Source organism: Plantactinospora sp. WMMC1484, assembly GCF_049315195.1.
GTDB lineage: Bacteria > Actinomycetota > Actinomycetes > Mycobacteriales > Micromonosporaceae > Plantactinospora.
In genome coordinates this window covers 568143-589756 of the sequence record NZ_CP186055.1, presented here as the reverse complement: position 1 = coordinate 589756, position 21614 = coordinate 568143, and the positions used below count along the sequence as shown (strand labels likewise).

The window sequence follows — 21614 nt, the reverse complement described above, 5'->3', positions numbered from 1 at the left end:
CTCACTCCCCGGTGCCGGTCCCGACCCGGTGCACCTTGTGCTGGGCAGCCTGGGCCAGCGGGCGGACCACCAACCGGTCCACGTTGACGTGCTGCGGCCGGGTGGCGCACCAGGCCACGCAGTCGGCCACGTCGTCGGCCACCAGCGGCTCGGCGACTCCGGCGTAGACCGACGCCGCCCGCTGCTCGTCGCCGCCGAACCGGACCAGGCCGAACTCCTCGGTCCGGACCATGCCGGGGTCGATCTCCACCACCCGGACCGGCCGGCCGCAGAGCTCCAGCCGCAGCGTCTCGGCGAGTGCGGTCTGGGCGTGCTTGGCCGCCGCGTAGCCGCCACCGCCCTCGTAGACGATCAGGCCGGCGGTGGAGCTGAGCACCACCACCGTGCCGGCGCCGGAGGACTCCAGCGCCGGCAGCAGGGCCTGGGTGACCCGAAGTGTGCCGAGCACGTTCACGTCGTACATCCACTGCCAGTCGGCGACCGAGCCCGACTCGACCGGATCCAGTCCGCGCGCGCCACCGGCATTGTTCACCAGCAGGGTGACCGGCCCGCCCAGCTTTCCGGCCGCGTCCGCCAGCGCCGCGACCGATTCGTCGGAAGTGACGTCACAGGCGCAGGCGGTGGCGGTACCTCCGGCGGCCCGGATCTCGGCGACCAGGGCGTCGAGCCGGTCGACGCGCCGGGCGGCGGCGAGCACGGCGAAACCCTCGGCGGCCAGCCGGCGGGCGGTGGCGGCGCCGATCCCGCTGGACGCACCCGTGACGATGGCGACAGGGGTCATCGGGACATTCTGGCCCAAGGCGGCCCGGGGTCGCGGTCGGGGCCCGAATGAGGTCGGTCACCTCCTGGCCGGGCCAGACGATTGACGGTCGCGCGATCGGGAAGATGACACGCAGCACGGTGGTTGCTCTGTGAGGTACCCCGGTGGTGCGGGACGGCGTGACACGTTGACAGAAGGAGCGGACGTGGCGGAACTGCACACCGGAGTCGCCCGGCAGCGAGCTACCCAGCCGTGGCCCACACCGCGCCGGATCGCCACCCTCTCCGTACACACCTCGCCGCTGCACCAACCTGGCACCGGTGACGCCGGTGGGATGAACGTCTACGTCGTCGAGGTCGCCCGGCGGCTGGCGGAGGCCGGTGTCGAGGTCGAGATCTTCACCCGGGCCACCGCCAGCGACCTGCCGCCGGTGGTCGAGATGGCCCCGGGTGTGCAGGTCCGGCACGTCACCTCCGGGCCGTTCGAAGGGCTGGCCAAGGAGGACCTGCCCGGCCAGCTCTGCGCCTTCACGGCCGGGGTGCTGCGGGCCGAGGCCGCCCGGCCACCCGGCCACTACGACCTGATCCACTCGCACTACTGGCTCTCCGGTCAGGTGGGCTGGTTGGCCAAGGAGCGCTGGGGGGTGCCGCTGGTACACACCGCGCACACCCTGGCCAAGGTGAAGAACGCCCGGCTCGCCGAGGGAGACCGGCCCGAGCCGAAGGCGCGGGTGATCGGCGAGGAGCAGGTGGTGACGGAGGCCGACCGGTTGGTCGCCAACACCACGGTCGAGGCCCGGGACCTGATATCCCGGTACAGCGCGGATCCGGAGCGGGTGGAGGTGGTGCCCCCCGGCGTCGACCTGGACCGCTTCGCGCCGGCCCAGCCCGGCCGGGAAGAGGCAGCCCGGGTCGCCGCCCGGCGCCGGTTGGGACTGCCCGAGCGGGGTGCGATCGTGGCGTTCGTCGGTCGGATCCAGCCGTTGAAGGCGCCGGACGTCCTGCTGCACGCCCTCGCCGAGCTGCGCACCCGGCAGCCGGAGATCGCACGGTCGCTGACCGTGGTGATCGCGGGCGGTCCGAGCGGGAGCGGTCTGGAGAAGCCGACATCGCTCATCGAACTCGCCGGCCGGCTCGGCGTCGCCGACGCGGTGCGGTTCCTGCCACCGCAGACCGGTGACGACCTGCCCGCGCTCTACCGGGCAGCCGACCTGGTCGCGGTGCCGTCGCACAACGAGTCGTTCGGCCTGGTCGCCCTGGAGGCGCAGGCCTGCGGTACGCCGGTGGTCGCCGCCGCGGTCGGTGGACTGGTCACCGCCGTCCGGGACGGGCTCAGCGGGGTGCTCGTCGACGGTCACCATCCGCCCGACTGGGCGCGGGTGCTCGGTGGTCTGCTGGCCGCACCCCGGCGCCGGGCCGACCTGGCCCGGGGCGCGATCGAGCACGCGCGTGCCTTCTCCTGGGCCTGCACCGCTGCCGGGCTGCTCACGGTCTACCGTGAGGCGATGGCGGGACACCGGAACCGGCTCGCCGCCGAGCTGGCGGACGGGACGGCGACCCTTCCGTTGGCAGCCTGCTGAGCCCCGGCGGGACGGGCACGCGCTCCGGCGAGACGGGGCAGGCGGCGGGACGGGGCAGGCGGCGACGGGGCAGGCGCTTCGACGGAAAGGGCGGACAGATGCGGTCTCGGGCGGAGATCGGTCGGCTGATCGAGCGGGTCTGTGCCGACCGGGAGTTGGCCTGCGAGCCCACCGGCGAGTATTCGTACGCCGTGACCCTGCCGGGCACACACAAGCTCAGGACGATCTGCAACCTGATCGTCGGGGAGCACGCGCTGCGGGTCGAGGCGTTCGTGATGCGCCAGCCGGACGAGCGGCGTGCGGAACTCTTCACCTGGCTGTTGCAGCGCAACGCCCGGATGTACGGAGTCGCGTTCTCCGTCGACGCGGTCGGCGACGTCTACCTGACCGGCCGGGTCGGGTTGGCCGGGGTGACCGAGGATGAGCTGGACCGGCTCTTCGGCTCCGTGCTGACCTACGCGGACGAGTCGTTCGACACCATGCTGGAGATCGGGTTCGGTTCGGCGATTCGCCGGGAGTGGGAGTGGCGGGTCAAGCGGGGAGAGTCGTTGGCGAACCTCCAGGCGTTCGCGCACCTCTTCGAGCGTTCGGCGGTGGATAACTCGGGTTTGGACCGCCCCTGACGGGTATGCCCCGGCGGCGGCACCGGGATGTGGCGATGGCCGCGCCCGGGATGTGGCGATGGCCGCGCCGCCTGCCGAGGACAGACTGTCAGAGGGGAGCGTGAGGATCTCATGGCCCAGCGGAACAGTCCCGGTCGCGGCGCAACCGCGACCGCGACCGCGACGAAGCGCCGATCCAGCAGCACGACCGACGTCAACGAGAGCAAGATCGGCTCGATGAAGGCCGAAGACATCCGGGGACAACTCAGGAAACGCGGCATCTCGGGCGTATCGGCGCTTCGCAAGCCGGAACTCGTGAAGAGCCTGGTCCGGACGCTGCGCGCGGAGAGCCGGGGTGGCACGAGCGGCCGGAAAGCCACGGCGGCACCGACCAAGCGTGCGACCGCGAAGAAGGCGCCGGCCAAGCGTACGGGGGCGAGCAAGGCTCCGTCGCGTACGGTCGCGGCGACGAAAGCGCCGGCCCGGAAGACGGCCACCGCCCGGACAACCGGCCGGAAGGCGACCGCCGCCCGGAAGACGACCACGCCCCGGTCGTCCGGAGCGAAGAAGGCGCCGGCCAGCAGGACGACGGCGAAGCGGGCACCGGCCGGCAAGGCCACCGCGAAGCGGGCACCGGCCGGCAAGGCCACCGCCGCCGCCAGGAAGGCGACCGCCAGGAAGGCGACCGCCAGGAAGGCGACCGCGAAGAAGGCGCCTGCCAAGAAGACCCCGGCCAAGCGGACTGTCGCCAGTGGTGCCCAGGCGCGTACCAGCACCGCGCAGCGGGCGCCGACCCGCGGTACGGGCGCCCGCAAGACCACCACCGCCCAGAAGAACACCGCTCAGAAGGCCGCGGCCCGGAAGAAGACCACGGCCGCCCGGACGAGCACCGGTACCCGGTCGAGCACGGCGGCCGGCCGGACGACGGCGAAGCCCACGCCCGCCCCGGCCAACGGCGGGCAGTCCAGGTCGCTGAAGTACGCGCAGCCGATCTCCTCGACCCAGGACGCGCCGGAGCGTCCGGGGCGGAGCCTGGTGACCCGGGAACACGACGTGATCCGGCGCTGGGCGGAGGCCCGGAACGCCCAACCGGCAACGATCGAGGGCACCGAACGCGAGGATCGGCTCGGCGTACTGACGTTTGACTTCCCCGGTTGGCGGGAAGGCGGACGACTGAAGCCGGTCAGCTGGGACGACTGGTTCCACACCTTCGACCTACGACAACTGAATTTCATTTACCAGGAGCAGCTTTCCGATGGCCGGCAGAGCAACTTCTTCCGGACCGAATCGCCGATGCGCGAGGACGGCTGAGTTCCGGTTGCGCAGGTCGGGAATTCATCTGCGGTACCGCGGTGTTGCACCAACGAGGCGCCGGAATTCGATCGCTCTTGGATGTGATGGGCGAGACAGAGATACCGGCTTGTGCCGGTCATCCGGCGACAACTAACGTTATTGCACGCGCCACGCTCGGTTGAGTTCGGGGGAACGCCAGATCGCGCAGATCTGTGCATCGGGTGATGGCGCTGGGGGACGGGTGGCAGTTGAAGCCGTTGGGGGACGGCGCCGCCACCTGTAACCGGCGGCGTGTGCGGGCGACGTTTACGGGGGTGAGCGTCGCCCGCCGCCGCCGGTCCACGTGACGCGGTCCACGGTCCCGGCTCGGGTGAGCCGGGACCGCAGCCGTCTTCAGCGGGTCGCGTCGCCGGTCCCGCTCGGCGCCGCCGCCGGCCCGACCGTGACGACCTCGCCGTTGGCCGGCACACCGATTTCCCGCCAGGTGAACGGTATCCCGCGGGCTACATCCAGATCCGGATTGTCCATCAACTGGAAGTGGACGTGCGGTTCGGAGGAGTTGCCGGAATTTCCGCACTCGGCGACCTGCTGACCGATTCGGACCCGGTCGCCGGGCCGGACCAGCAGGGAACCGCGCCGCAGGTGCGCGTATGCGGCGTAGCGGCCACCGCCAAGGTCGAGGATCAAGTGGTTGCCGAGGAGTTGGCCCGGGCCGACGATCTCCCGGAAGAGTCCCTCGAAGATCAGGTATACCAGGGCCGGCCACGAGTTGCGGCTGAGGTGGTCGCGGTTGCGGTCCACAGCCCGCAGCACCGTGCCGTCGGCGGCGGCCAGCAACGGCGCCCCGAAGCCCGGAAAGGCGCGGTTGCGCCGGACCACCGGCCACCAGCCGAAGCGTGGACGCGGCCGGTCCTCCGGCTCGGCGACCAGGTCGATCGCATACGCCTGCCCGTAGGCGCGTACGCCGTGGCTGGGCACCCTGCTCGTCGGGCTGTTCAGTGCCGACCAGCGTCCGGTGACCGGTGGCTCCACCTCGACCGGTGGCTCGGGGTCGGCGCCCCTGGCCGGGGCGAGGATCCGGCCCAGCGTCACCCGCAGGACGATGGCGAGCGCGATCGCCAGCCATCCCCAGAGTGAGGTGAAGTCGAGGAAGAAACCGGCCACCAGGATCACCAGAAAAGCCAGCCAGCAGCAGCGGTGCAGGATCATCAGCGTCTTGAGCATCGCGTGTCTCCTCCGGATCAGGCCCGGTCACGTCCGGCTACCAGATCGGCGACGTACCGGGCGGGTCGGTCAGGTCCGGGCGATGGTGATTGCCACCAGCAGCGGAACGACCCGCCCCGCCGGCACCTCGTAGCGGGCCCGTCCGGGGCTGTGCAGCCAGCCGGCCGCGACCAGTTGTCGCAGGTGGTGATAGAGCTGGCCGGTCGTGCCCAGGCCGTCGAGTTCGGTGAGCTCGGCGGCGGTCCGGCGGCCGGCGAGAATCTCCCGGAGCAGTCTCAGCCGGACGGGGTGGCCGAGCGCGGCGAAGGACTCCGCCACCTCGGTCCACTCGCCCTCCTCGGTCTCGAGGACGGTCTCGGTCGGCAGGCCGTACTGCCAGTCGTAGCGTTCGTGGGTGGGCAGCCGGACCGAGCCGGTGTAGAGCACCGCGCCCTGCTCGGCGCCGTATTCGGTGAGTCGCGCCTTCAGTCCGTCCAGCGCCCAGAAGGCGCCCTCCGCGGGCGGTGGCGGCGGCCCCGGTGCGTCGGCCGCCGGCTGGACCCGCTCCTCCAGCGCCGCCATCCGGCGTTCCAGCTCCGCGACCCGCTCCTCCAACGTCATGATGACGTCGAGTATACGTAATTACGTAATAGCTGCCAACCTAGGTCGTGGCCCGGGAGGTGCAGCCTCTCCGGCGTCGACCTCGGCGGTACGCAACTGCCGGGCCCGCCGTTCGCGCACCGGTCCGGAGAGCAGGTGGGCGACGGCCACGATCCCGGCGAGCGCCGCACAGCCGAGCCAGAGCGCCGCATCGCCGGCCTGCTCCCGGACGAAGCCGCCGGTGACCGGGGCGGCGAAGGTCGCCACCGACCAGGAGAGCGAGAAGAGCCCCTGGTAGCGACCGCGCAGCGCGGCCGGCGACAGCTCCGCGATCAGGGTCGAGTTGGAGGGCGAGTTGAGCATCTCGCCGAGGGTCCAGATCACCACGGTGAGCGCGTAGAACCAGGCCGCCTCCGCGAACGCGGTCAGCCCGAACCCGACCCCCACGACCAGCGCGGCCAGGGCCAGCACCCGGGATCGGCTCCGTCCCCGGATCAGTCGCGGCACGAAGAGCTGTCCGGCCACGATCAGCACCCCGTTGACCGCGATCACCGACCCGTACGTCGACGGCGAGAGTCCGTCCTCGCCCATCGCGATCGGCAGCATCGAGATGTGCTGCATGAAGACCAGCGCGAGCAGCACGTTCAGCGCCACGAAGCCGACGAAGACCCGGTCGGTCAGGGCGCTGCCCAGCCCACCCCGGTGCGGGGCGGCGCCGAGCGGCCCGGAGGTCCGTTGGTCGGCGCGGACCCGGCGGGTCTCGCCCACCCTGGCGAAGATGATCGCGGCGGTGGCGAGCGTGGTCGCGGCGTCGACGACGAAGAGCAGCAGGTAGCTCGCCTCGGCGGCCAGCCCGGCGAGGATGGCGGCCGAGGCGAAGCCGAGGTTGATCGCCCAGTAGTTGAGGGTGAAGGCGCGCAGCCGGTCCCGCTCCGGCACGACGTCCACCATCATCGCGCCGAAGGCCGGCCGGGCCGCCTCGGCGAACATGCCGAGCAGCAGCGCGCCGAGCCCGACCAGCCAGAGGTCCCGGGCGAACGCGAGCGCCAGCATCATGGCCGCCGCGCCCAGGTGCGCGGTGAGCAGGGTGGGGCGCCGGCCCCACCGGTCGGCCAGGATCCCGCCGGTGAGGGTGCCGGCCGCGCCGCCGGCACCCCAGGCACCCAGCACCAGGCCGGTCTGGAACTCGGAGAAGCCCCGCTCGACGGTGAGGTAGATGGCGAGGAAGACGAGGACGAACGAACCGAGACGGTTGATCAGGGTGCCGGCCCAGAGATACCAGAAGGTGCTGGGTAAGCCGCCGGTGGTGTCCTGGAACCAGCTCCGGACCGTCCGCATCCACGCCCCCGTACTGTAATGACCACCTGTCGCTTAAGCCCTTACGACGCTAGTGGTGGCGGTCCGGCCGGGTCATCCGGTTTTCCACGTGTCGGTCGTCACCCAGGGTCGCCCGGTGCCTGCCCCTCCGGTCCGGCAGGATGAGTGCCATGACTGCGAGCACGAGTACTGCGCCGGAGGGAGCCCCGGTGGCGGGCGAGGGAGCCACGGTGGGCACGTTGGTGCTGCTCCGGCATGGCGAAAGCGACTGGAACGCCAAGAACCTCTTCACCGGCTGGGTCGACGTGGACCTCACGGCCAAGGGTGAGGGTGAGGCGCGGCGCGGTGGCGAGCTGCTGCGTGAGCACAACCTGCTGCCGGACGTGATGCACACCAGCGTGCTGCGCCGGGCGATCCGCACCGGAGAGCTGGCCCTGCACGCCGCCGACCGGCACTGGATCGCGGTACGCCGGTCGTGGCGGCTCAACGAGCGGCACTACGGCGCCCTACAGGGTAAGGACAAGAAGCAGACCCTGGCCGAATTCGGCGAGGAGCAGTTCATGCTCTGGCGCCGGTCGTACGACACCCCGCCGTCGCCGATCGCGGACGGCGACGAGTGGTCCCAGGCGGGCGACCCGCGCTACGCCCTGCTGCCGCCGGAGCTGATGCCGAGGACGGAGTGCCTGAAGGACGTCGTCAACCGGATGCTGCCGTACTGGTTCGACTCGATCGTCCCGGACATCATGGCCGGCCGGACGGTGCTGGTCGCCGCGCACGGCAACTCGCTGCGGGCACTGGTCAAGCACCTGGACGACATCTCGGACGAGGCGATCGCCAAGCTGAACATCCCGACCGGGATCCCGCTCCGCTACGACCTCGACCGCAGCATGCGACCGCTGGTGGCCGGCGGGGCATACCTGGACCCGGAGGCGGCGAAGGAGGCGGCCGCCGCCGTCGCCAACCAGGGCCGCTGAGCGCTGCCCGAGGTGTTAGGAAGGGCCCCCGCTACAACAGAAAACGATAAGCGGGGGCCCTTCCTTACGCCCTAGGCGTCGTGGGGTTCGCCGGTGACGAGGTAGACGACGTGCCGGCCGGCGTTGACGGCGTGGTCGGCGTAGCGCTCGTAGAAGCGGCCGAGCAGGGTCGCGTCGATCGCGGTCTCGACCCCGTACGGCCAGTCGTCGGCGAGCAGCACCGCGAAGAGCTGCCGGTGCAGCTCGTCCATGGCGTCATCGACCTTGTCCAGCTCGGCTGCGGCGGTGGCGTCGGGCTTGGAGAGGACGCTCGCGATCTTGTCGGCGATCCGGTCCGCCACCTCGGCCATCGCGGTGAAGGTCCCGCGCAGCTCGGCCGGTACGGCGGGCGACGGGTGCCGGCGTACCGCCGTCTTGGCCACGTGGTCGGCGAGGTCGCCCATCCGCTCCAGGTCGGCGGCGACGTGCAGTGCGGTGATCAGGGCGCGCAGGTCGGAGGCGACCGGGGCCTGCCGGGCCAGCAGGTCGCTGACCCGTTCCTCGACCTGCCGGTAGAGGGAGTCGATCTCCGCGTCCCGTTCGATCACAACCTCGGCGGCCGCCCGGTCGGCGGTGAGCAGCGCCCGGGTGGCCTGGCGCATGGCGACCCGGATCGCCTCGGCCATGTCCACCAGCAACTGGCTCACGATGTTCAGGTCGATCCGGAATTCCTCGCGCATGATCACGTCCTGCTGGGAGTGGGAGTTTTCGCCGTCCGTGGTGGCTTCGCCCACGCACGGTGCTACACGTATCGGTCCGGACCACGGTAGGGGGATCCGGCTGCGGCGGGGTGAACATCGGTGAACGGAACTGGGACGGAGGGTGAACATTCTCGGATGCGAGCGTGATTCGCCCGATTTTGCCTGGTCGACAGGTTAACGATGACCATACGATCGCCGCGTGGAATGGGGGGTGGTTGCGGCCGTGCTCGTCGGGCTCGGCCTCGGCCTGGCCCTCGGTCCGCTCCGCCATCGGGTTGCCGGATGGCTCTCGGCCGGTACCACCGCACCCGGACGAGGCGGGACACCGGGATCCGGACGTAGCGGGACCCGCGGCAACAGGAGGCCGGCGATAGCAACCGACGAGCAGGCCGGCGGGCTGCCCGGACTCGGCCGCAAGACGCTTGACTCCCTCCGGGTCGGGGTGGTCGTCCTCGACGGCCACGACGTGCCGGTCCTGGTGAACCCGGCCGCCCGGGCGATGGGACTGCTCCGGGTCGGCGCCACCCCCGGGACCGTGGCCGCGCATCCGCTGATCCGTACCCTGGCCGGCCAGGTCCGGCGCACCGGGGTGCGCCGCGAGGTCGAGCTGGATCTGCCCCGGGGGCGCGAGGGCGGGATGTCCGACCCGCTCGGCGTGCACCTGCGGGCGATGGGGCTCGGCGCCGGCTACGTCGCGGTCGAGGCGGCCGACGTCACCGAGTCGCACCGGGTCGCCCGGGTGCGCCGGGACTTCGTCGCCAACGTCAGCCACGAGCTGAAGACCCCGATCGGGGCGCTGCAACTGCTCGCCGAGGCGCTACTGGACGCCACCGACCAGACCACCGGAAACGGCGCGCTGGACCCGTCGGAGGACATGGCGGCGGCCCGCCGGTTCGCCGAGCGGATCCAGCACGAGTCCACCCGGCTCGGCAAGCTCGTCAACGAACTGCTCGAACTCACCCGGTTGCAGGGCGCCGAACCGCTGCCCGCGCCGGAGCCGGTCGCGCTGGACTGGGTCACCGCCGAGGTGATCGACCGGACCCGCACCGCCGCCACCGCCCGGGAGATCACCGTCACGGTCGAGGGCGACCGTGGCCTGACCGTCTACGGCAGCGACAGCCAGATCGCCACCGCGGTCAGCAACCTGGTGGAGAACGCGATCGCGTACTCGGGCGAGCGGACCAGGGTGACGGTGAGGCTGCGGCGCACCGAGGAGCACATCGAGGTCGCCGTCACCGACCAGGGGATCGGGATCGCCCCGGACGACGTGGGCCGGATCTTCGAGCGCTTCTACCGGGCGGACCAGGCCCGGTCGAGGCAGACCGGCGGGACCGGCCTGGGCCTGGCGATCGTGAAGCACATCGCCACCAACCATGGCGGACGGGTCGAGGTATCCAGCACCCTGGGAGGTGGCTCGACGTTCACCCTCCGGCTACCCGCACACCCGCCGGACGCCTTCCTGCCGTCAGCACCGCAAGTTGAGATCGAGACCGGTTCGCTCGGATAGTTCGAGTCGGACCGACAGAGAAAGGAAAGTCCGTGGCCCGCGTACTCGTGGTCGAGGATGAGGAGTCGTTCTCCGACGCCCTCTCCTATCTGCTGCGTAAGGAAGGATTCGAGGTCTCGACCGCGGAGACCGGCACGGCCGCGTTGACCGAGTTCGACCGTACCGGCGCCGACATCGTGCTGCTCGACCTGATGCTGCCGGAGATGTCCGGTACCGAGGTCTGCCGGCAGCTCCGCCAGCGCTCCCAGGTGCCGATCATCATGGTCACCGCCCGGGACAGCGAGATCGACAAGGTGGTCGGGCTGGAGATCGGCGCCGACGACTACGTGACCAAGCCGTACTCGCCGCGCGAGCTGGTCGCCCGGGTCCGCGCGGTACTGCGGCGGCGCGGCAACGAGACCGTCGAGCCGGGCACCCCGACGCTGACCGCCGGGCCGGTCCGGATGGACATCGAGCGGCACGTGGTCACCGTCGACGGCGCTCCGGTGCAGCTTCCGCTCAAGGAGTTCGAGCTGCTGGAGCTGCTGCTCCGCAACGCCGGCCGGGTGCTCACCCGGGGGCAGCTGATCGACCGGGTCTGGGGCGCGGACTACGTCGGCGACACCAAGACCCTCGACGTGCACGTGAAGCGGTTGCGCTCGAAGGTCGAGCCGGAGCCCTCCGCGCCGCGCTTCATCGTCACCGTCCGGGGCCTGGGCTACAAGTTCGAGCCGTAGGACCGACCGGAGCTTGGTCAGCGGCCGGCACGCGGGCGGCGCTGCGGCGCCGGGCGGCGGCCGGCGTTGGCGGCCTTCGGGCTGGCCGGCTCCCGGCCCCCCTCCGCCGGGTGGTCCAGCACCGGGTCGGCCCCGGCGGTCGCCGGGTGCAGCGCCACCAGGCCGCGTCGCTCCCGCTCGCCGCAGAGTTCGGCCAGTCTCGCGTACGCCGGCTTGCCGATCAGCGCGGTCAACTCGGGCTCGTAGGAGAGATACATCGGCTCGGTGCCGACGTGCGCCTCCGGTGACGAGGTGCACCACCAGTCGAGGTCGTGCCCGCCCGCGCCCCAGCCGCGCCGGTCGAACTCGCCCAACGTGCTGACCAGCACCTTCGTCCCGTCCGGCCGCTTCACCCAGTCCTGGTCCCGGCGCACCGGCAGTTGCCAGCAGACGTCCGGCTTGTATTCCAGCGGGTGTACGCCGTCGCGCAGCGCCTGGGCGTGCAGGGCGCAGCCGCCCCCACCCGGGAAGTCGGCGTCGTTGAGGAAGACACACGGCGCCTCCTCGCCCCGGGTCGCCGTACGCCGGGCCGGGGTCTCGCCGTCGACCGAGTCGAGCTCGGTGTAGTTCTTGAAGCCCCGCCGGTAGTGCTGCCACGTCTGCGGCGTGAGCCGCTTGACCGCCGCCCTGACCCGCTTCTCGTCGTCGCTGTCGGTGAAGAACGCGCCGTGCGAGCAGCAGCCGTCGGCGGAGCGACCGGCGATGATGCCGTGGCAGGTCTGCCCGAAGACGCAGGTCCAGCGGGAGAGGAGCCAGGTCAGGTCGGCCCGGATCACGTGTTCCGGGTCGGCCGGGTCGGCGAACTCGATCCACTCCCGGGGGAAGTCGAGCGGGACCTCCCGGCTGCGGGGGTCGGCGGGATCGTCCACCAGGATCCGGAGCTGGTTGCGCGCTGCTGCCACCCGGTCAGCCTACGCCCGCTATCCGCCCCGGACCTGCGTCTAGTGTCTTTCCCATGCGACTCGGCGTGCTTGATGTCGGTTCCAACACCGTGCACCTTCTGGTCGTGGACGCCCACCACGGCGCACACCCCTGGCCGGCGCACTCCGAGAAGGCGGTGATCCGGCTCGCCGAGCAGATCGGCCGGGATGGTGAGCTGACGGTGGCCGCCGCGGACGCGCTGGTCGCGGCGGTGAACGAGGCGAAGATGGCGGCGGCCCGGCTGACCGCCGACGACCTGCTGGCCTTCGCGACCTCCGCCGTCCGGGACGCCACAAACGCGCCGGAGGTGCTGGCCCGGGTTCGGGCCGAGACCGGGGTACTCCTCCAGGTGCTCCCCGGCGCCGACGAGGCCCGGATGACCTTCCTCGCCGTACGCCGGTGGTTCGGCTGGTCGGCCGGTCGGCTGCTGGTGCTCGATATCGGCGGCGGCTCGCTGGAGCTGGCGGCCGGGATCGACGAGGAACCCGAGTTCGCCCAGTCGCTACCGCTCGGCGCTGGCCGGCTGACCCGGGACTGGCTGGAGCTGGGTCCGGACAGCGCGCGCACCCCGTCGGCGGCGGCGGTGGCGAAGCTGGAGGCGTACGTGGAGGAGATGCTGGACACGGTCGTCGACGACACCGCCGAGATCGGCTGGGACCGGGCCGCCGCCACCAGCAAGACCTTCCGGACCCTGGCCCGACTGGCCGGCGCGGCGCCCTCGTCGGCCGGGCTCTGGGCCCCGCGCCGCCTGTCCCAGACCGGGCTGCGGCAGGTGATCGGCTTCATCCGGCACATCCCGCCGAGCGAACTCGCCGAACTCGAAGGGGTCAGCGCCCGCCGGGCCCACCAACTGCTGGCCGGCGCGATCGTGGCGGAGGCGGCGATGCGCCGGCTCGGCGTACGCGAACTGGACATCTGCCCGTGGGCGCTCCGGGAGGGGGTCATCCTGCGCCGGCTCGATCTCCTGGAGCCGGCGCTCGGGCCACGACAGCCAGTCTGACCTGCGGTTACGTCCGGCGGCGGAGGCTGGTGCCCGCTCCGCCACCGGGTGCGGCCCGGCAGGTGGGGCTACGCTGAGGTCGTGACCACCCGCGTGTTGCTGTCAAGTTCCTCGGTCTTCCCCGAGCCGACCGCGGCCGCCTTCCAGATGGCGGCGGCGCTCGGCTACGACGGTGTCGAGGTGATGGTCTGGACGGACGCGGTGAGCCAGGACGCCGGAGCGCTGCGCGGCCTGGCCCGGCACTACGGCGTACCGGTGCTCTCGGTGCACTCGCCGTGCCTGCTCGTCACCCAGCGGGTCTGGAGCTCCGACCCGTGGGAGCGGCTGCGCCGCTCGGCGGTGCTGGCCGAGGAACTGGCGGCGCCGACCGTGGTGGTGCACCCGCCCTTCACCTGGCAGCGGGACTATGCGCGCTCGTTCGTCGACGGGTTGGGGCGGATCGGCGACGACCACCCGGGGGTCCGGTTCGCGGTGGAGAACATGTATCCGGTCCGGATGGCCGGCCGGGAGTTCGTCCCCTACATGCCGGGTTGGAACCCGACCGAGACCGGCTACCCCGCCTACACCCTGGACCTGTCGCACTGCGCCGCGTCACACAGCGACGCGATCGAGATGGCTGACAAGATGGGGGCCGGGTTGGCGCACGTACACCTCGGGGACGGCACCGGCGAGGGCCGGGACGAGCACCTGGTGCCCGGCCGCGGCACCCAGCCCTGCGCCGAGCTGCTCGCCTCGCTCGCCGGCCGGGGCTTCACCGGCTCGGTCGCGGTGGAGGTCTCCACCCGGCGGGCCCGCAGCCGCGCCGACCGGGAGAGCGACCTGCGCGAGGCGCTGGAGTTCGCCCGCCAGCACCTGGCCGCACCCACCCCGGTCGACGCCCGCTGACACCGTCCGCGACCGGACGTGTCGGGGTGGCGGGTTAGGCGGGTGCGGGTGCGGGTCACCCGGGCATCTTCGGCGGCAGTACCACCCGGGTGACGCCGGACAACCGGCAGAGTTCGGCGTCGAGGTCGGAGTCGGCGACCCGGTTCGCGGCGGCCTGGTCGGCCAGCTCCACCAGGTAGGAATCGCTCTGCTTCGCCGGCAGCACCGGTGCGGGCGATCCGCTGCCGTCGCTCTCCGGGGTGGCTCCGGGCTCGTCCCGGGGATCCAGCTTCACCGTGACCACGTCCGGCAGCGCCCTCAGCCGCGCTTCGATCGCCTGCCGCTCCGACTCGGTGATCGTCCTGGACAGATACACCCAGATCTCGCGCCAGTCGCCGTGGGCCGGCACCGGCTTCAGGCTTCCCCATGCGCAGTCGTCGGTGGTCGGAGCCGCCCGGGGTGGGGTGGGCGGCGGGCCGTCCTCCGGATAGGACACGTCCTCGACGCCGGGCATCGCGCGCAGCTCGTCGAGGAGTGGACCGTCGACGGTACGGTCGAAGGCCGCCCGGTCGCGCAGGGTCAGCAGGAAGGACTCGGGCAGGTTCTCCGGGCGTACGCTGTCGAGCAGTTCCGGGTCGTCCCTGGCCAGATCCTTGACGCGCGCGTACGCCTGCTCCCGGTCCTGGAAGGTGACCTCCGCCGCGTCCGGCACGCCGCGCAGCCGCTCCTCCACCGCCTGCTTCTGCTCCGGCGTCGCGTCGTGGCTGAGGAAGACGCTGATAGGGCCGTTCGGCCGGTTCACCCGCTCGGCCGGGTCCGGCCGGCAGCCGGCCAGCCCGGCGGCGAGCAGTGTCACCAGGACCAGGGTCGTCGCCGATCTGCGCACGGTTGGGCACTGTAGCTGGGGGCGGCAACGCGGCGCCGCCCGGTTCCCGCGTGTCGGGTTGCGGGTGTTTGCTGGAAAAGAGTGGAACTCATACTCTGCGACTCGTGCCGGAGCCGGTGGATCTCCTCGAACGCCGGATCGACGCCCTGCGGGCCGAGATCCGGCGGGCGGTGGCGGCCGGGGACACCAGCCGGACCCGGGGCCTGCGGGCCGAGCTGCGCGCCGCCGAGCGCGCCTGGGAGCAGGCCATCACGGATCTCGCGGCCGAGGTGGGCGGCGAGGCGCCGCCGCCGGTGCCGGCCCGTGGGTCGCGTGCGCCGGCCCGTGGGTCGTCGCTGCCGGTGCGGGGGTCGTTGGTGCCGGTGCGCGAGCAGGTGCACCACGCGCTGACCCTGCTCTCCGTGCCGGCCGCACCGAGGTTGATCGCCGAGGTGCACGCGGCGTTCTTCGGCGTGACAGCCTTCGGCGCGACCGCGACCGGCCTGGCCGCGAACCGGCTCACCCACCTGCGGCGGGACGAGAAGCGCTCGTTCGAGGCCGCGCCGCACTCCCGGCCGTACCATCTCTGCGCCGCGCTGACCGCCGCGCACCTGGCGCCGGCGCGTGGCCTGATCGCGGTCTCGACCTGGCCGCTGGAGCGGCGGATCGTCGGCCCGCTCAGCGCCCGGGTCGACTTCCTGACGGCGGCGGTCCGGGTGGCGCAGCGGGCCGGCACGGTGCCGGAGGGCAGTGACGCGGTCAACCGGCTGCTGTGGCGGTTCGCCACCAATATCCCGGGTGCGATCGGTTCGCCCGGAACGATGTTTGATCGACATGACACAGTGGATCTCCAGCTGGTGATCCGGGCGGCCGAGGCCGAGTGCGCGGTGCACGCCGACGCCGACCGGGCACACCGCACGGCGGCGGCCGACCGGGCCCGCCGGCACCTCGACGAGGTGCGACAGCTCTTCGGCAACACGCTCCAGACGGTCGGAGGGAAGACGGCATGACGACCACGAGCACGGGCACGGACAGGGATGTTGGGGTTGCCGAGCGGCTGGCGGCGATCCGGGGCGGGGTCGGGCCGAAGCGGCACAACGCCCGCACCATCGCCGCGCTGACCCGCAACCCCGGCTGCGCGCGGCGGGCGGTGCTGGACACCGCCGGGGTGGACAAGCAGCGGCTGGCGGCGTACGTCGACTTTCCGGCCCGGTTCGGGCAGTCCCAGTTCGCCCTCGCCCGGGGCAACGCGTTCGAGGCGCTGGTGTTGGCGAGCGGCGCCGCCGAGCTGGTGCGCCTGCTGCGGGAACGGCTCGGGCTGCCGATCCCCGAGGTGGCGTACGACGACCTGGCGACGGTGACCGGGCGGGAGAAGGAAACCCCCGAGATCCGGTACGCCCGTTCCCGTGCCCAGCTGCTGCGGGCCGCCGCCGGGGGCGACGACGCCGGCACGCTCTTCGACCATCCGCTGCTGGCGCTGGAGGTGGCCGGGCAGCGGGTCTATCTCGAACCGGATGTGATCGCGTTCCGGCACGGGGGGCGGTTCCACGTCGTAGAGATCAAGTCGTTCGCGGTGGTGGACGGGCAGGCCGACCCGGGCAAGGTCTCGGCGGCGGCGATCCAGGCCGCCGTCTACGTGCTGGCGATGCGCCAGATGCTGGCCGAGGCGGGGCACGATCCGGAGCTCGTCGCCCATGACGTGGTGCTGGTCTGCCCGCGCGACTTCTCCAACCGGCCGACCGCCGTGCTGGTCGACGTACGCCGGCAGTTGGCCGTGTTGCGGCGGCAGCTGCGGCGGATGAGGAGGGTGGAGGCGATGCTCGCCGCCCTGCCGCCGGAGCTGACCTTCGACCTGGCGCCGGACGCCGACGGGGTGCCGACCCGGTCCCCGGAGTCGCTTGTCGACGCGTTGCAGGCGATCGACGCCCGCTATGCCCCCGACTGCCTCTCGGTCTGCGAGCTGGCCTACTTCTGCCGGGCGGAGGCGCACGGCTGCACCGCCGCGCTCGGCACCTCGGCCCGGGAGGAGCTGGGCGGGATCGACCGGGTCGAGACCGCGCTCGCGCTGGCACGGGGCGAGCTGACCCCGGCCGAGGAGCAGGCGGAGGCGGCGGCGCTGCTCCGGAACGCCGCCCGGCTCCGCGCCGAGCTGCTGCCGACGACGACGGCGGCCGGAGTGGCGTGAGTACCCTGACCGCGCTGGCCCGGGCCGAGGCGGTGGCGGCCGGGCGGGCCCAGCGGATCACGACCGTGCGCCACCTGCACGTCGCCGACCGGCCGCTGGTCCTCATCCCGCTGGGCATGGCCGGCGAGGCCAACGCGCCGCTGGCCGCGCTGGTCGGTGACGCCGCGGGTGAGCCGAGGCTGCTGGTGGTGCGGCAGCCCCGCAACCGGGACCAACGGTTCGGCTTCGCCGCCGCGCTGGCCGAGGTGGTGCTGCCCTATCTGGAGAGTTTCCGGGGGGTCGCGGAGCCGGTCACCGTCAACCGGGGCCGGGAGGTCCGCTACCGGTACGCGGACGCGCCGCAGGTGCTGGTGCCGAACCCGGCGGGGATCGGCTTCGTCCGGATGTTCGGGCGGTCGACGCGGTTCCGGCGTACCGACGGGGACTATCCGGTGCGGCCGAACGTGCCGCTGCTCGGGCGGTGGCTGACCTTCCTGGCGGACCGGGCCGAGCATCCCGGCTCGGGGATGCTGCTGGCGATGACCGACGCGCTCGGGCTGCACTGGGCGACCGGGCAGTCGGCGTTGGAGGACGCCCATCTGGCGGCGCTGATGGCCTGGATCGACCCGCAGGAGGGGCTGACCGGCGCCGACGCGGCGACGGTCGCCGAGGATCCGCTGCGCTGGCCGCCGGCCGGGCCGGTGACGGATCCGACCTTCGACAACGAGATCCTGACGCCGGCGATGGCCGCCTATGAGGAGGCGGCGGCGAGTGGTGACGAGGTGCGGCGGGGGCGGGCCGCGGGCGTACTCGAAGAAGCCGTGCGGTCGCAGCTCACGCCGACCTGGGAGTTGATGTGGCGGGGCGTGGCGCTGCTCCGGGAACTGCCGGTCGGGTCGCGGGTGGCCGGGCGCTGGGCCGAGGACCGGGACGTGTTCAGCACGTTCGCGCTCTATGTGGACGGTGGCGGCCACCCGCAGCCGCGCCGGGACGGTGCGGTGAACGCGGCGCACCGGCTGCACCGGCTGGAACGGGCGCTGCAGTCGTATGCCGTACAGCGTGCCTACGACGATCCGCTGGTGATGGCCGATCACCGGCTGACCGGGGAGGCGTTCGTGGGTGAGGTGACGCTTGCCGACCCGCACCGGATCGACGACAGCGGGAAGCGGCGGGTGCTGCGGCCCCGGATCCAGGTGACGACGGAGGACGTGGTGCTGGTGCCGGTGGGGGCGGTGCTGCACTCGCCGGGCCGGCCGGGGCAGCGGGCCCGGGTCGTCTTCGTGACGCCGGATCCGGCGACGGGGCGGACGGACGTGGTGCTGGAGCTGTCGGGTGGGTTGGGGCGGTCGCTGAGCCCGGCGCCGGGGAGCGTGCCGGAGGTCGGGGACCGGCTCTGCTACACGACGCTGTCGGACTCGTTCGTGCCGCCGGGCGAGTTTCCGAGCCGCGACGAGACGCCGTGGACGCACGGCGGGCCGCCGAAGGCGTACGAGGAGCCGGCCGAGCCGAGCGTGGCGGATGCCGGGGAGGAGTGGGCGTGACGGATGCGACCGGCGAGATGATCGTCTACCGGACCGACGACGGTCGTACGGAGATTCAGCTACGCGCCGTCGACGGAACGGTCTGGCTCACCCAGGCGCAGATCGCCGAGCTGTTCGACACCACTCCGCAGAACGTGACGCAGCACGTCCGGAACATCTACGCGGACGGAGAACATCGGGAAGAACGAACTTGTAAGGATCTCTTACAAGTTCGGCAGGAGGGCTCCCGGCAGGTTCGCAGGACCGTGCAGTCGTACAACCTTGATATGATCTTGGCCGTCGGCTACCGCGTCCGGTCACCACGCGGTGTGCAGTTCCGGCAGTGGGCGGCGACGATCCTACGGGAGTACCTGGTCAAGGGCTTCGCGTTGAACGACGAACGGCTCAAGCAGCCTGGCGGCCACGACTACTTCGACGAACTGCTCGCCCGGATCCGGGACATCCGGGCCTCCGAAAAGCGCTTCTACCAGAAGGTACGGGACCTGTTCGCCCAGACCAGCGTGGACTACGACGGGACGAGCGAGCTGGCTCGCACCTTCTTCGCCACCATCCAGAACAAGCTGGTCTACGCGGTCACCGGCCGTACCGCCGCCGAGCTGATCGTGCAGCGGGCCGATCCGCACGCACCGAACATGGGCCTGACCAGTTGGGCCGGCTCGAAAGTACGCAAGACCGACGTGACGGTCTCGAAGAACTATCTGACGGCTGGTGAAATCGACGAACTGAACCGGCTGACCACGATGTTCCTCGACTTCGCGGAGGATCGGACGCGACGCCGTCAGCAGATCCGGATGGCCGAGTGGATCGTCCAGACCGACCGGTTCCTGGACTTCAACGAACGGCAGGTGTTGAGTCACGCGGGCCGGGTCTCGCAGAACGACATGCAGAAGATCGCTCACGAGCGTTTCGACGACTTCGACGACCAGCGCCGAGCCCGTGAGCGGGAGGAGGCGGACCGGGAGGCGGCCGAGGAGTTGTCGGCGCTGGAGGCCGAAGCACGCCGGCTGAGTATCGACGGTGAGCGCGATGACCAGGAGTGATCCGCTGGTGCCCGGCGGCGGTGGGACCGGGCTGGAGTCTCCGGGCGAGGCGGCGCGGCGAGTGGTCGGCGAGGTGCTGGCCGACCTGCGCGACGGGGACCACCGTGGGGTGGTGGTCGACTCGCCGCCCGGGGCAGGGAAGTCGACACTGGTGGTGCGGGCGGCGGGGGAGCTGGCCGAGGCGGGCGAGCCGCTGATCGTGGTCGCGCAGACCAACGAGCAGGTCGACGACCTGATCGACCGGTTGGCGCGGGCCAGGCCGGAGCTGCCGATCGGACGGCTCTCGGCCAGCGACTACACGGCGACGGACCGGATCAGGAACTATTCGACGGTCCGGGTCGCGGCGAAGGTCGCGGACCTGGGCGGGTCGTCCGTGATCATTGGTACGGCCGCCAAATGGGCCCTGGTGTCGGAGGGGCGCTGGCCGTGGGCGATCGTGGACGAGGCGTACCAGATGCGCTCCGACGCGCTGCTCCGGGTGGCGGGGCGGTTCGACCGGGCGCTCTTCGTGGGTGATCCGGGCCAGTTGGATCCGTTCTCGACCGTGGAGACCGAGCGGTGGACCGGCCTGACCTGGGATCCGATGCAGTCGGCGGTGGCGGCGCTGCTGCGTCACAACCCGGAGCTGCCGGTGCACCGGTTGCCGGTGTCGTGGCGGCTGCCGGCCTCGGCGGCGCCGGTGGTGGCCGAGGCGTTCTATCCGTTCACGGGCTTCTCGGCGGGTACGACGGCCGCGCAGCGGTCGCTGTCGTTCGCGGCGGCGGGGTTCGGTGGTGGGGCGGTGGACGAGGCGCTGGAGATGGCGGCGGCCACCGGCTGGGCACTGTACGAGCTGCCGGCGCGGCACACGCTGCGGACGGACGGGGAAGCGGCGGCGGCCTGCGCGCGGTTGGCGTTGCGGGTGCTTGAGCGGGGTGCGGTGGCGGTGTCGGAGCGTTCTCCCGGGGGCGCGCCGGTGACGGCCGACCGGATCGCGGTCGGGGCGGCGCACCGGGACCAGGTGGCGGCGATCCGTTCGCAGCTCGGGGTTGCAGGGGCGGGCATCACGGTCGACACGGCCAACCGGTTGCAGGGGCGCGAGTACGACGTGGTGATCGTGCTGCACCCGCTGTCGGGTCGGCGGGACGCGACCGCGTTCCACCTGGAGGCGGGGCGGCTGTGCGTGCTGGTGTCCCGACACCGGCACGCGTGCGTGGTGGTGGCGAGGGCGGGGATCGCCGAGCTGCTGGACGCCCATCCGTCGACCGAGCCGGTGCACCTCAACGTACCGGTCAGGTTCCCGGACGGCTGGGAAGCCAACCAGGCCCTGCTGGGGCATGTCACAGACCACCGGGCTCTTTATGCCTGATCGAGATCCGTGCCGTCGCACCGGCTAGCCGGCGCCATTGGAAGTCATCGTTCTGGTTCGGTGGTCGGAGCGCCTCGGCTTGCGTGAACGTCACACCGGCACTGGCGAGTATCCGGAGATGGTGGTCGTGTGCCGGGTGCGTGGTCAGGGCCCTCTTGGCATACGGGGAGACGAGGATGGGCAGGCCGAGGCCGAGTACCTCATTGAGGATGCCGAGGGCGAGGGTGTCGTTGATGCCGAGCGCCCACTTGTTTATGGTGTTGAAGGTGGCCGGGGCGACCAGCACGGCGTCTGCCTTTGGCAGGAGATCCGGCTCGTCAGGCTTTCGGCGCTCGGAGCGGACGGGGTTGCCCGTCTGCCGTACCAGGGCCTCCCGATCGATCCAACTCGCGGCTGTCGGCGTTGCGATCACCCAAACCGCCCAACCGTCCTCCATCAGTAGTGCGATGAGTTCGTCAATCTTGAGTACCGGGGGAGCAGCGCAGACCACGAGATACAGGACCTGTCGTTCGCTCATGTCAGCAAGTCTGCTCGTTCGGCG

Annotated in this window: 21 protein-coding genes; 13 read left to right on the top strand and 8 right to left on the bottom strand. The window is 71.9% G+C overall.

All coding sequences use genetic code 11. The annotated features are described in order from the left end of the window. Position 1 precedes the first annotated feature (1 nt). On the bottom strand, positions 2 to 781 hold the full coding sequence (locus ACN28C_RS02605) for an SDR family NAD(P)-dependent oxidoreductase (protein ID WP_422772015.1): 780 nt from the start codon (positions 779 to 781) through the stop codon (positions 2 to 4). Positions 782 to 965: 184 nt separating this feature from the next. On the opposite strand from ACN28C_RS02605, the gene mshA reads away from it, so the two are divergent. From mshA to ACN28C_RS02590, 3 genes are all read left to right on the top strand, one after another. Further along, the gene (gene mshA / locus ACN28C_RS02600) at positions 966 to 2339 is read left to right on the top strand and encodes a D-inositol-3-phosphate glycosyltransferase (protein ID WP_422772014.1); all 1374 of its coding nucleotides are present in this window, start codon (positions 966 to 968) and stop codon (positions 2337 to 2339) included. A gap of 98 nt (positions 2340 to 2437) precedes the next feature. Next, complete coding sequence (locus ACN28C_RS02595; protein WP_422772013.1) at positions 2438 to 2962, top strand: YbjN domain-containing protein; 525 nt, start codon at positions 2438 to 2440, stop codon at positions 2960 to 2962. A 111-nt stretch (positions 2963 to 3073) separates the two neighbouring features. Beyond that, positions 3074 to 4252 (top strand): hypothetical protein, encoded by a 1179-nt coding sequence (locus ACN28C_RS02590; RefSeq protein ID WP_422772012.1) that lies wholly within the window; start codon positions 3074 to 3076, stop codon positions 4250 to 4252. A gap of 375 nt (positions 4253 to 4627) precedes the next feature. Here ACN28C_RS02590 and ACN28C_RS02585 read toward each other — a convergent pair whose 3' ends face one another. From ACN28C_RS02585 to ACN28C_RS02575, 3 genes are all read right to left on the bottom strand, one after another. Continuing rightward, on the bottom strand, positions 4628 to 5458 hold the full coding sequence (locus tag ACN28C_RS02585; protein WP_422772011.1) for a M23 family metallopeptidase: 831 nt from the start codon (positions 5456 to 5458) through the stop codon (positions 4628 to 4630). Between the two features lie 69 nt (positions 5459 to 5527). Further along, a complete protein-coding gene (locus ACN28C_RS02580) occupies positions 5528 to 6058 on the bottom strand; it encodes an ArsR/SmtB family transcription factor (protein ID WP_422772010.1) in 531 nt (176 codons plus the stop codon). A 21-nt stretch (positions 6059 to 6079) separates the two neighbouring features. After that, a complete protein-coding gene (locus ACN28C_RS02575; RefSeq protein WP_422772009.1) occupies positions 6080 to 7375 on the bottom strand; it encodes an MDR family MFS transporter in 1296 nt (431 codons plus the stop codon). A 188-nt stretch (positions 7376 to 7563) separates the two neighbouring features. On the opposite strand from ACN28C_RS02575, the gene ACN28C_RS02570 reads away from it, so the two are divergent. After that, complete coding sequence (locus tag ACN28C_RS02570; RefSeq protein WP_422772008.1) at positions 7564 to 8328, top strand: phosphoglyceromutase; 765 nt, start codon at positions 7564 to 7566, stop codon at positions 8326 to 8328. Between the two features lie 71 nt (positions 8329 to 8399). Here ACN28C_RS02570 and phoU read toward each other — a convergent pair whose 3' ends face one another. Further along, a complete protein-coding gene (gene phoU, locus ACN28C_RS02565; RefSeq protein WP_422774941.1) occupies positions 8400 to 9047 on the bottom strand; it encodes a phosphate signaling complex protein PhoU in 648 nt (215 codons plus the stop codon). Between the two features lie 220 nt (positions 9048 to 9267). Between phoU and ACN28C_RS02560 the strand changes: the two genes are divergently transcribed. Beyond that, a complete protein-coding gene (locus ACN28C_RS02560) occupies positions 9268 to 10575 on the top strand; it encodes a sensor histidine kinase (RefSeq protein WP_422772007.1) in 1308 nt (435 codons plus the stop codon). 32 nt (positions 10576 to 10607) lie between these two features. After that, a complete protein-coding gene (locus ACN28C_RS02555) occupies positions 10608 to 11291 on the top strand; it encodes a response regulator (protein ID WP_421496777.1) in 684 nt (227 codons plus the stop codon). Between the two features lie 17 nt (positions 11292 to 11308). Here ACN28C_RS02555 and ACN28C_RS02550 read toward each other — a convergent pair whose 3' ends face one another. Further along, positions 11309 to 12205, bottom strand: a complete 897-nt coding sequence (locus ACN28C_RS02550; protein ID WP_422774940.1) for a hypothetical protein — start codon at positions 12203 to 12205, stop codon at positions 11309 to 11311. An 80-nt stretch (positions 12206 to 12285) separates the two neighbouring features. Between ACN28C_RS02550 and ACN28C_RS02545 the strand changes: the two genes are divergently transcribed. Together ACN28C_RS02545 and ACN28C_RS02540 are read left to right on the top strand one after the other, a co-directional pair. Next, positions 12286 to 13251, top strand: a complete 966-nt coding sequence (locus ACN28C_RS02545; protein ID WP_422772006.1) for a Ppx/GppA phosphatase family protein — start codon at positions 12286 to 12288, stop codon at positions 13249 to 13251. A 147-nt stretch (positions 13252 to 13398) separates the two neighbouring features. After that, positions 13399 to 14136, top strand: coding sequence for a sugar phosphate isomerase/epimerase family protein (locus tag ACN28C_RS02540; RefSeq protein ID WP_422774939.1), 738 nt, complete (start codon positions 13399 to 13401; stop codon positions 14134 to 14136). A 55-nt stretch (positions 14137 to 14191) separates the two neighbouring features. Here ACN28C_RS02540 and ACN28C_RS02535 read toward each other — a convergent pair whose 3' ends face one another. Continuing rightward, the gene (locus ACN28C_RS02535; RefSeq protein WP_422772005.1) at positions 14192 to 15001 is read right to left on the bottom strand and encodes a permease-like cell division protein FtsX; all 810 of its coding nucleotides are present in this window, start codon (positions 14999 to 15001) and stop codon (positions 14192 to 14194) included. Between the two features lie 104 nt (positions 15002 to 15105). On the opposite strand from ACN28C_RS02535, the gene ACN28C_RS02530 reads away from it, so the two are divergent. From ACN28C_RS02530 to ACN28C_RS02510, 5 genes are read left to right on the top strand one after another with little or no spacing between them, the layout of a single operon-like run. Continuing rightward, positions 15106 to 15990 carry a hypothetical protein gene (locus ACN28C_RS02530; protein WP_422772004.1) on the top strand — a complete coding sequence of 295 codons (885 nt, stop codon included), beginning with the start codon at positions 15106 to 15108 and terminating at the stop codon, positions 15988 to 15990. After that, complete coding sequence (locus ACN28C_RS02525; protein WP_422772003.1) at positions 15987 to 17165, top strand: hypothetical protein; 1179 nt, start codon at positions 15987 to 15989, stop codon at positions 17163 to 17165. The genes ACN28C_RS02530 and ACN28C_RS02525 overlap by 4 nt, the downstream gene beginning before the upstream one ends. Beyond that, positions 17162 to 18685, top strand: coding sequence for a hypothetical protein (locus ACN28C_RS02520; protein WP_422772002.1), 1524 nt, complete (start codon positions 17162 to 17164; stop codon positions 18683 to 18685). Before ACN28C_RS02525 ends, ACN28C_RS02520 begins: the two co-directional genes overlap by 4 nt. Further along, positions 18682 to 19725, top strand: a complete 1044-nt coding sequence (locus ACN28C_RS02515; RefSeq protein ID WP_422772001.1) for a virulence RhuM family protein — start codon at positions 18682 to 18684, stop codon at positions 19723 to 19725. The genes ACN28C_RS02520 and ACN28C_RS02515 overlap by 4 nt, the downstream gene beginning before the upstream one ends. Continuing rightward, positions 19712 to 21073: an AAA domain-containing protein gene (locus tag ACN28C_RS02510; protein ID WP_422772000.1), complete on the top strand. Its 1362-nt coding sequence runs from the start codon at positions 19712 to 19714 to the stop codon at positions 21071 to 21073. Before ACN28C_RS02515 ends, ACN28C_RS02510 begins: the two co-directional genes overlap by 14 nt. Here the strand turns inward: ACN28C_RS02510 and ACN28C_RS02505 are convergent. Then, positions 21045 to 21590, bottom strand: coding sequence for a flavoprotein (locus ACN28C_RS02505; RefSeq protein ID WP_422771999.1), 546 nt, complete (start codon positions 21588 to 21590; stop codon positions 21045 to 21047). The two genes, ACN28C_RS02510 and ACN28C_RS02505, sit on opposite strands and share 29 nt — an antisense overlap. Between the last annotated feature and the right edge of the window lie 24 nt (positions 21591 to 21614).

What these genes read in the sequence shown, in the direction of transcription:
- ACN28C_RS02605 (WP_422772015.1), bottom strand. Translation starts at nt 781, where the DNA reads ATGACCCCTGTCGCCATCGTCACGGGTGCGTCCAGCGGGATCGGCGCC.
- ACN28C_RS02595 (WP_422772013.1), top strand. Translation starts at nt 2,438, where the DNA reads ATGCGGTCTCGGGCGGAGATCGGTCGGCTGATCGAGCGGGTCTGTGCC.
- ACN28C_RS02590 (WP_422772012.1), top strand. Translation starts at nt 3,074, where the DNA reads ATGGCCCAGCGGAACAGTCCCGGTCGCGGCGCAACCGCGACCGCGACC.
- ACN28C_RS02585 (WP_422772011.1), bottom strand. Translation starts at nt 5,458, where the DNA reads ATGCTCAAGACGCTGATGATCCTGCACCGCTGCTGCTGGCTGGCTTTT.
- ACN28C_RS02580 (WP_422772010.1), bottom strand. Translation starts at nt 6,058, where the DNA reads ATGACGTTGGAGGAGCGGGTCGCGGAGCTGGAACGCCGGATGGCGGCG.
- ACN28C_RS02575 (WP_422772009.1), bottom strand. Translation starts at nt 7,375, where the DNA reads ATGCGGACGGTCCGGAGCTGGTTCCAGGACACCACCGGCGGCTTACCC.
- phoU (WP_422774941.1), bottom strand. Translation starts at nt 9,047, where the DNA reads ATGCGCGAGGAATTCCGGATCGACCTGAACATCGTGAGCCAGTTGCTG.
- ACN28C_RS02545 (WP_422772006.1), top strand. Translation starts at nt 12,286, where the DNA reads ATGCGACTCGGCGTGCTTGATGTCGGTTCCAACACCGTGCACCTTCTG.
- ACN28C_RS02540 (WP_422774939.1), top strand. Translation starts at nt 13,399, where the DNA reads ATGGCGGCGGCGCTCGGCTACGACGGTGTCGAGGTGATGGTCTGGACG.
- ACN28C_RS02525 (WP_422772003.1), top strand. Translation starts at nt 15,987, where the DNA reads ATGACGACCACGAGCACGGGCACGGACAGGGATGTTGGGGTTGCCGAG.
- ACN28C_RS02510 (WP_422772000.1), top strand. Translation starts at nt 19,712, where the DNA reads ATGACCAGGAGTGATCCGCTGGTGCCCGGCGGCGGTGGGACCGGGCTG.
- ACN28C_RS02505 (WP_422771999.1), bottom strand. Translation starts at nt 21,590, where the DNA reads ATGAGCGAACGACAGGTCCTGTATCTCGTGGTCTGCGCTGCTCCCCCG.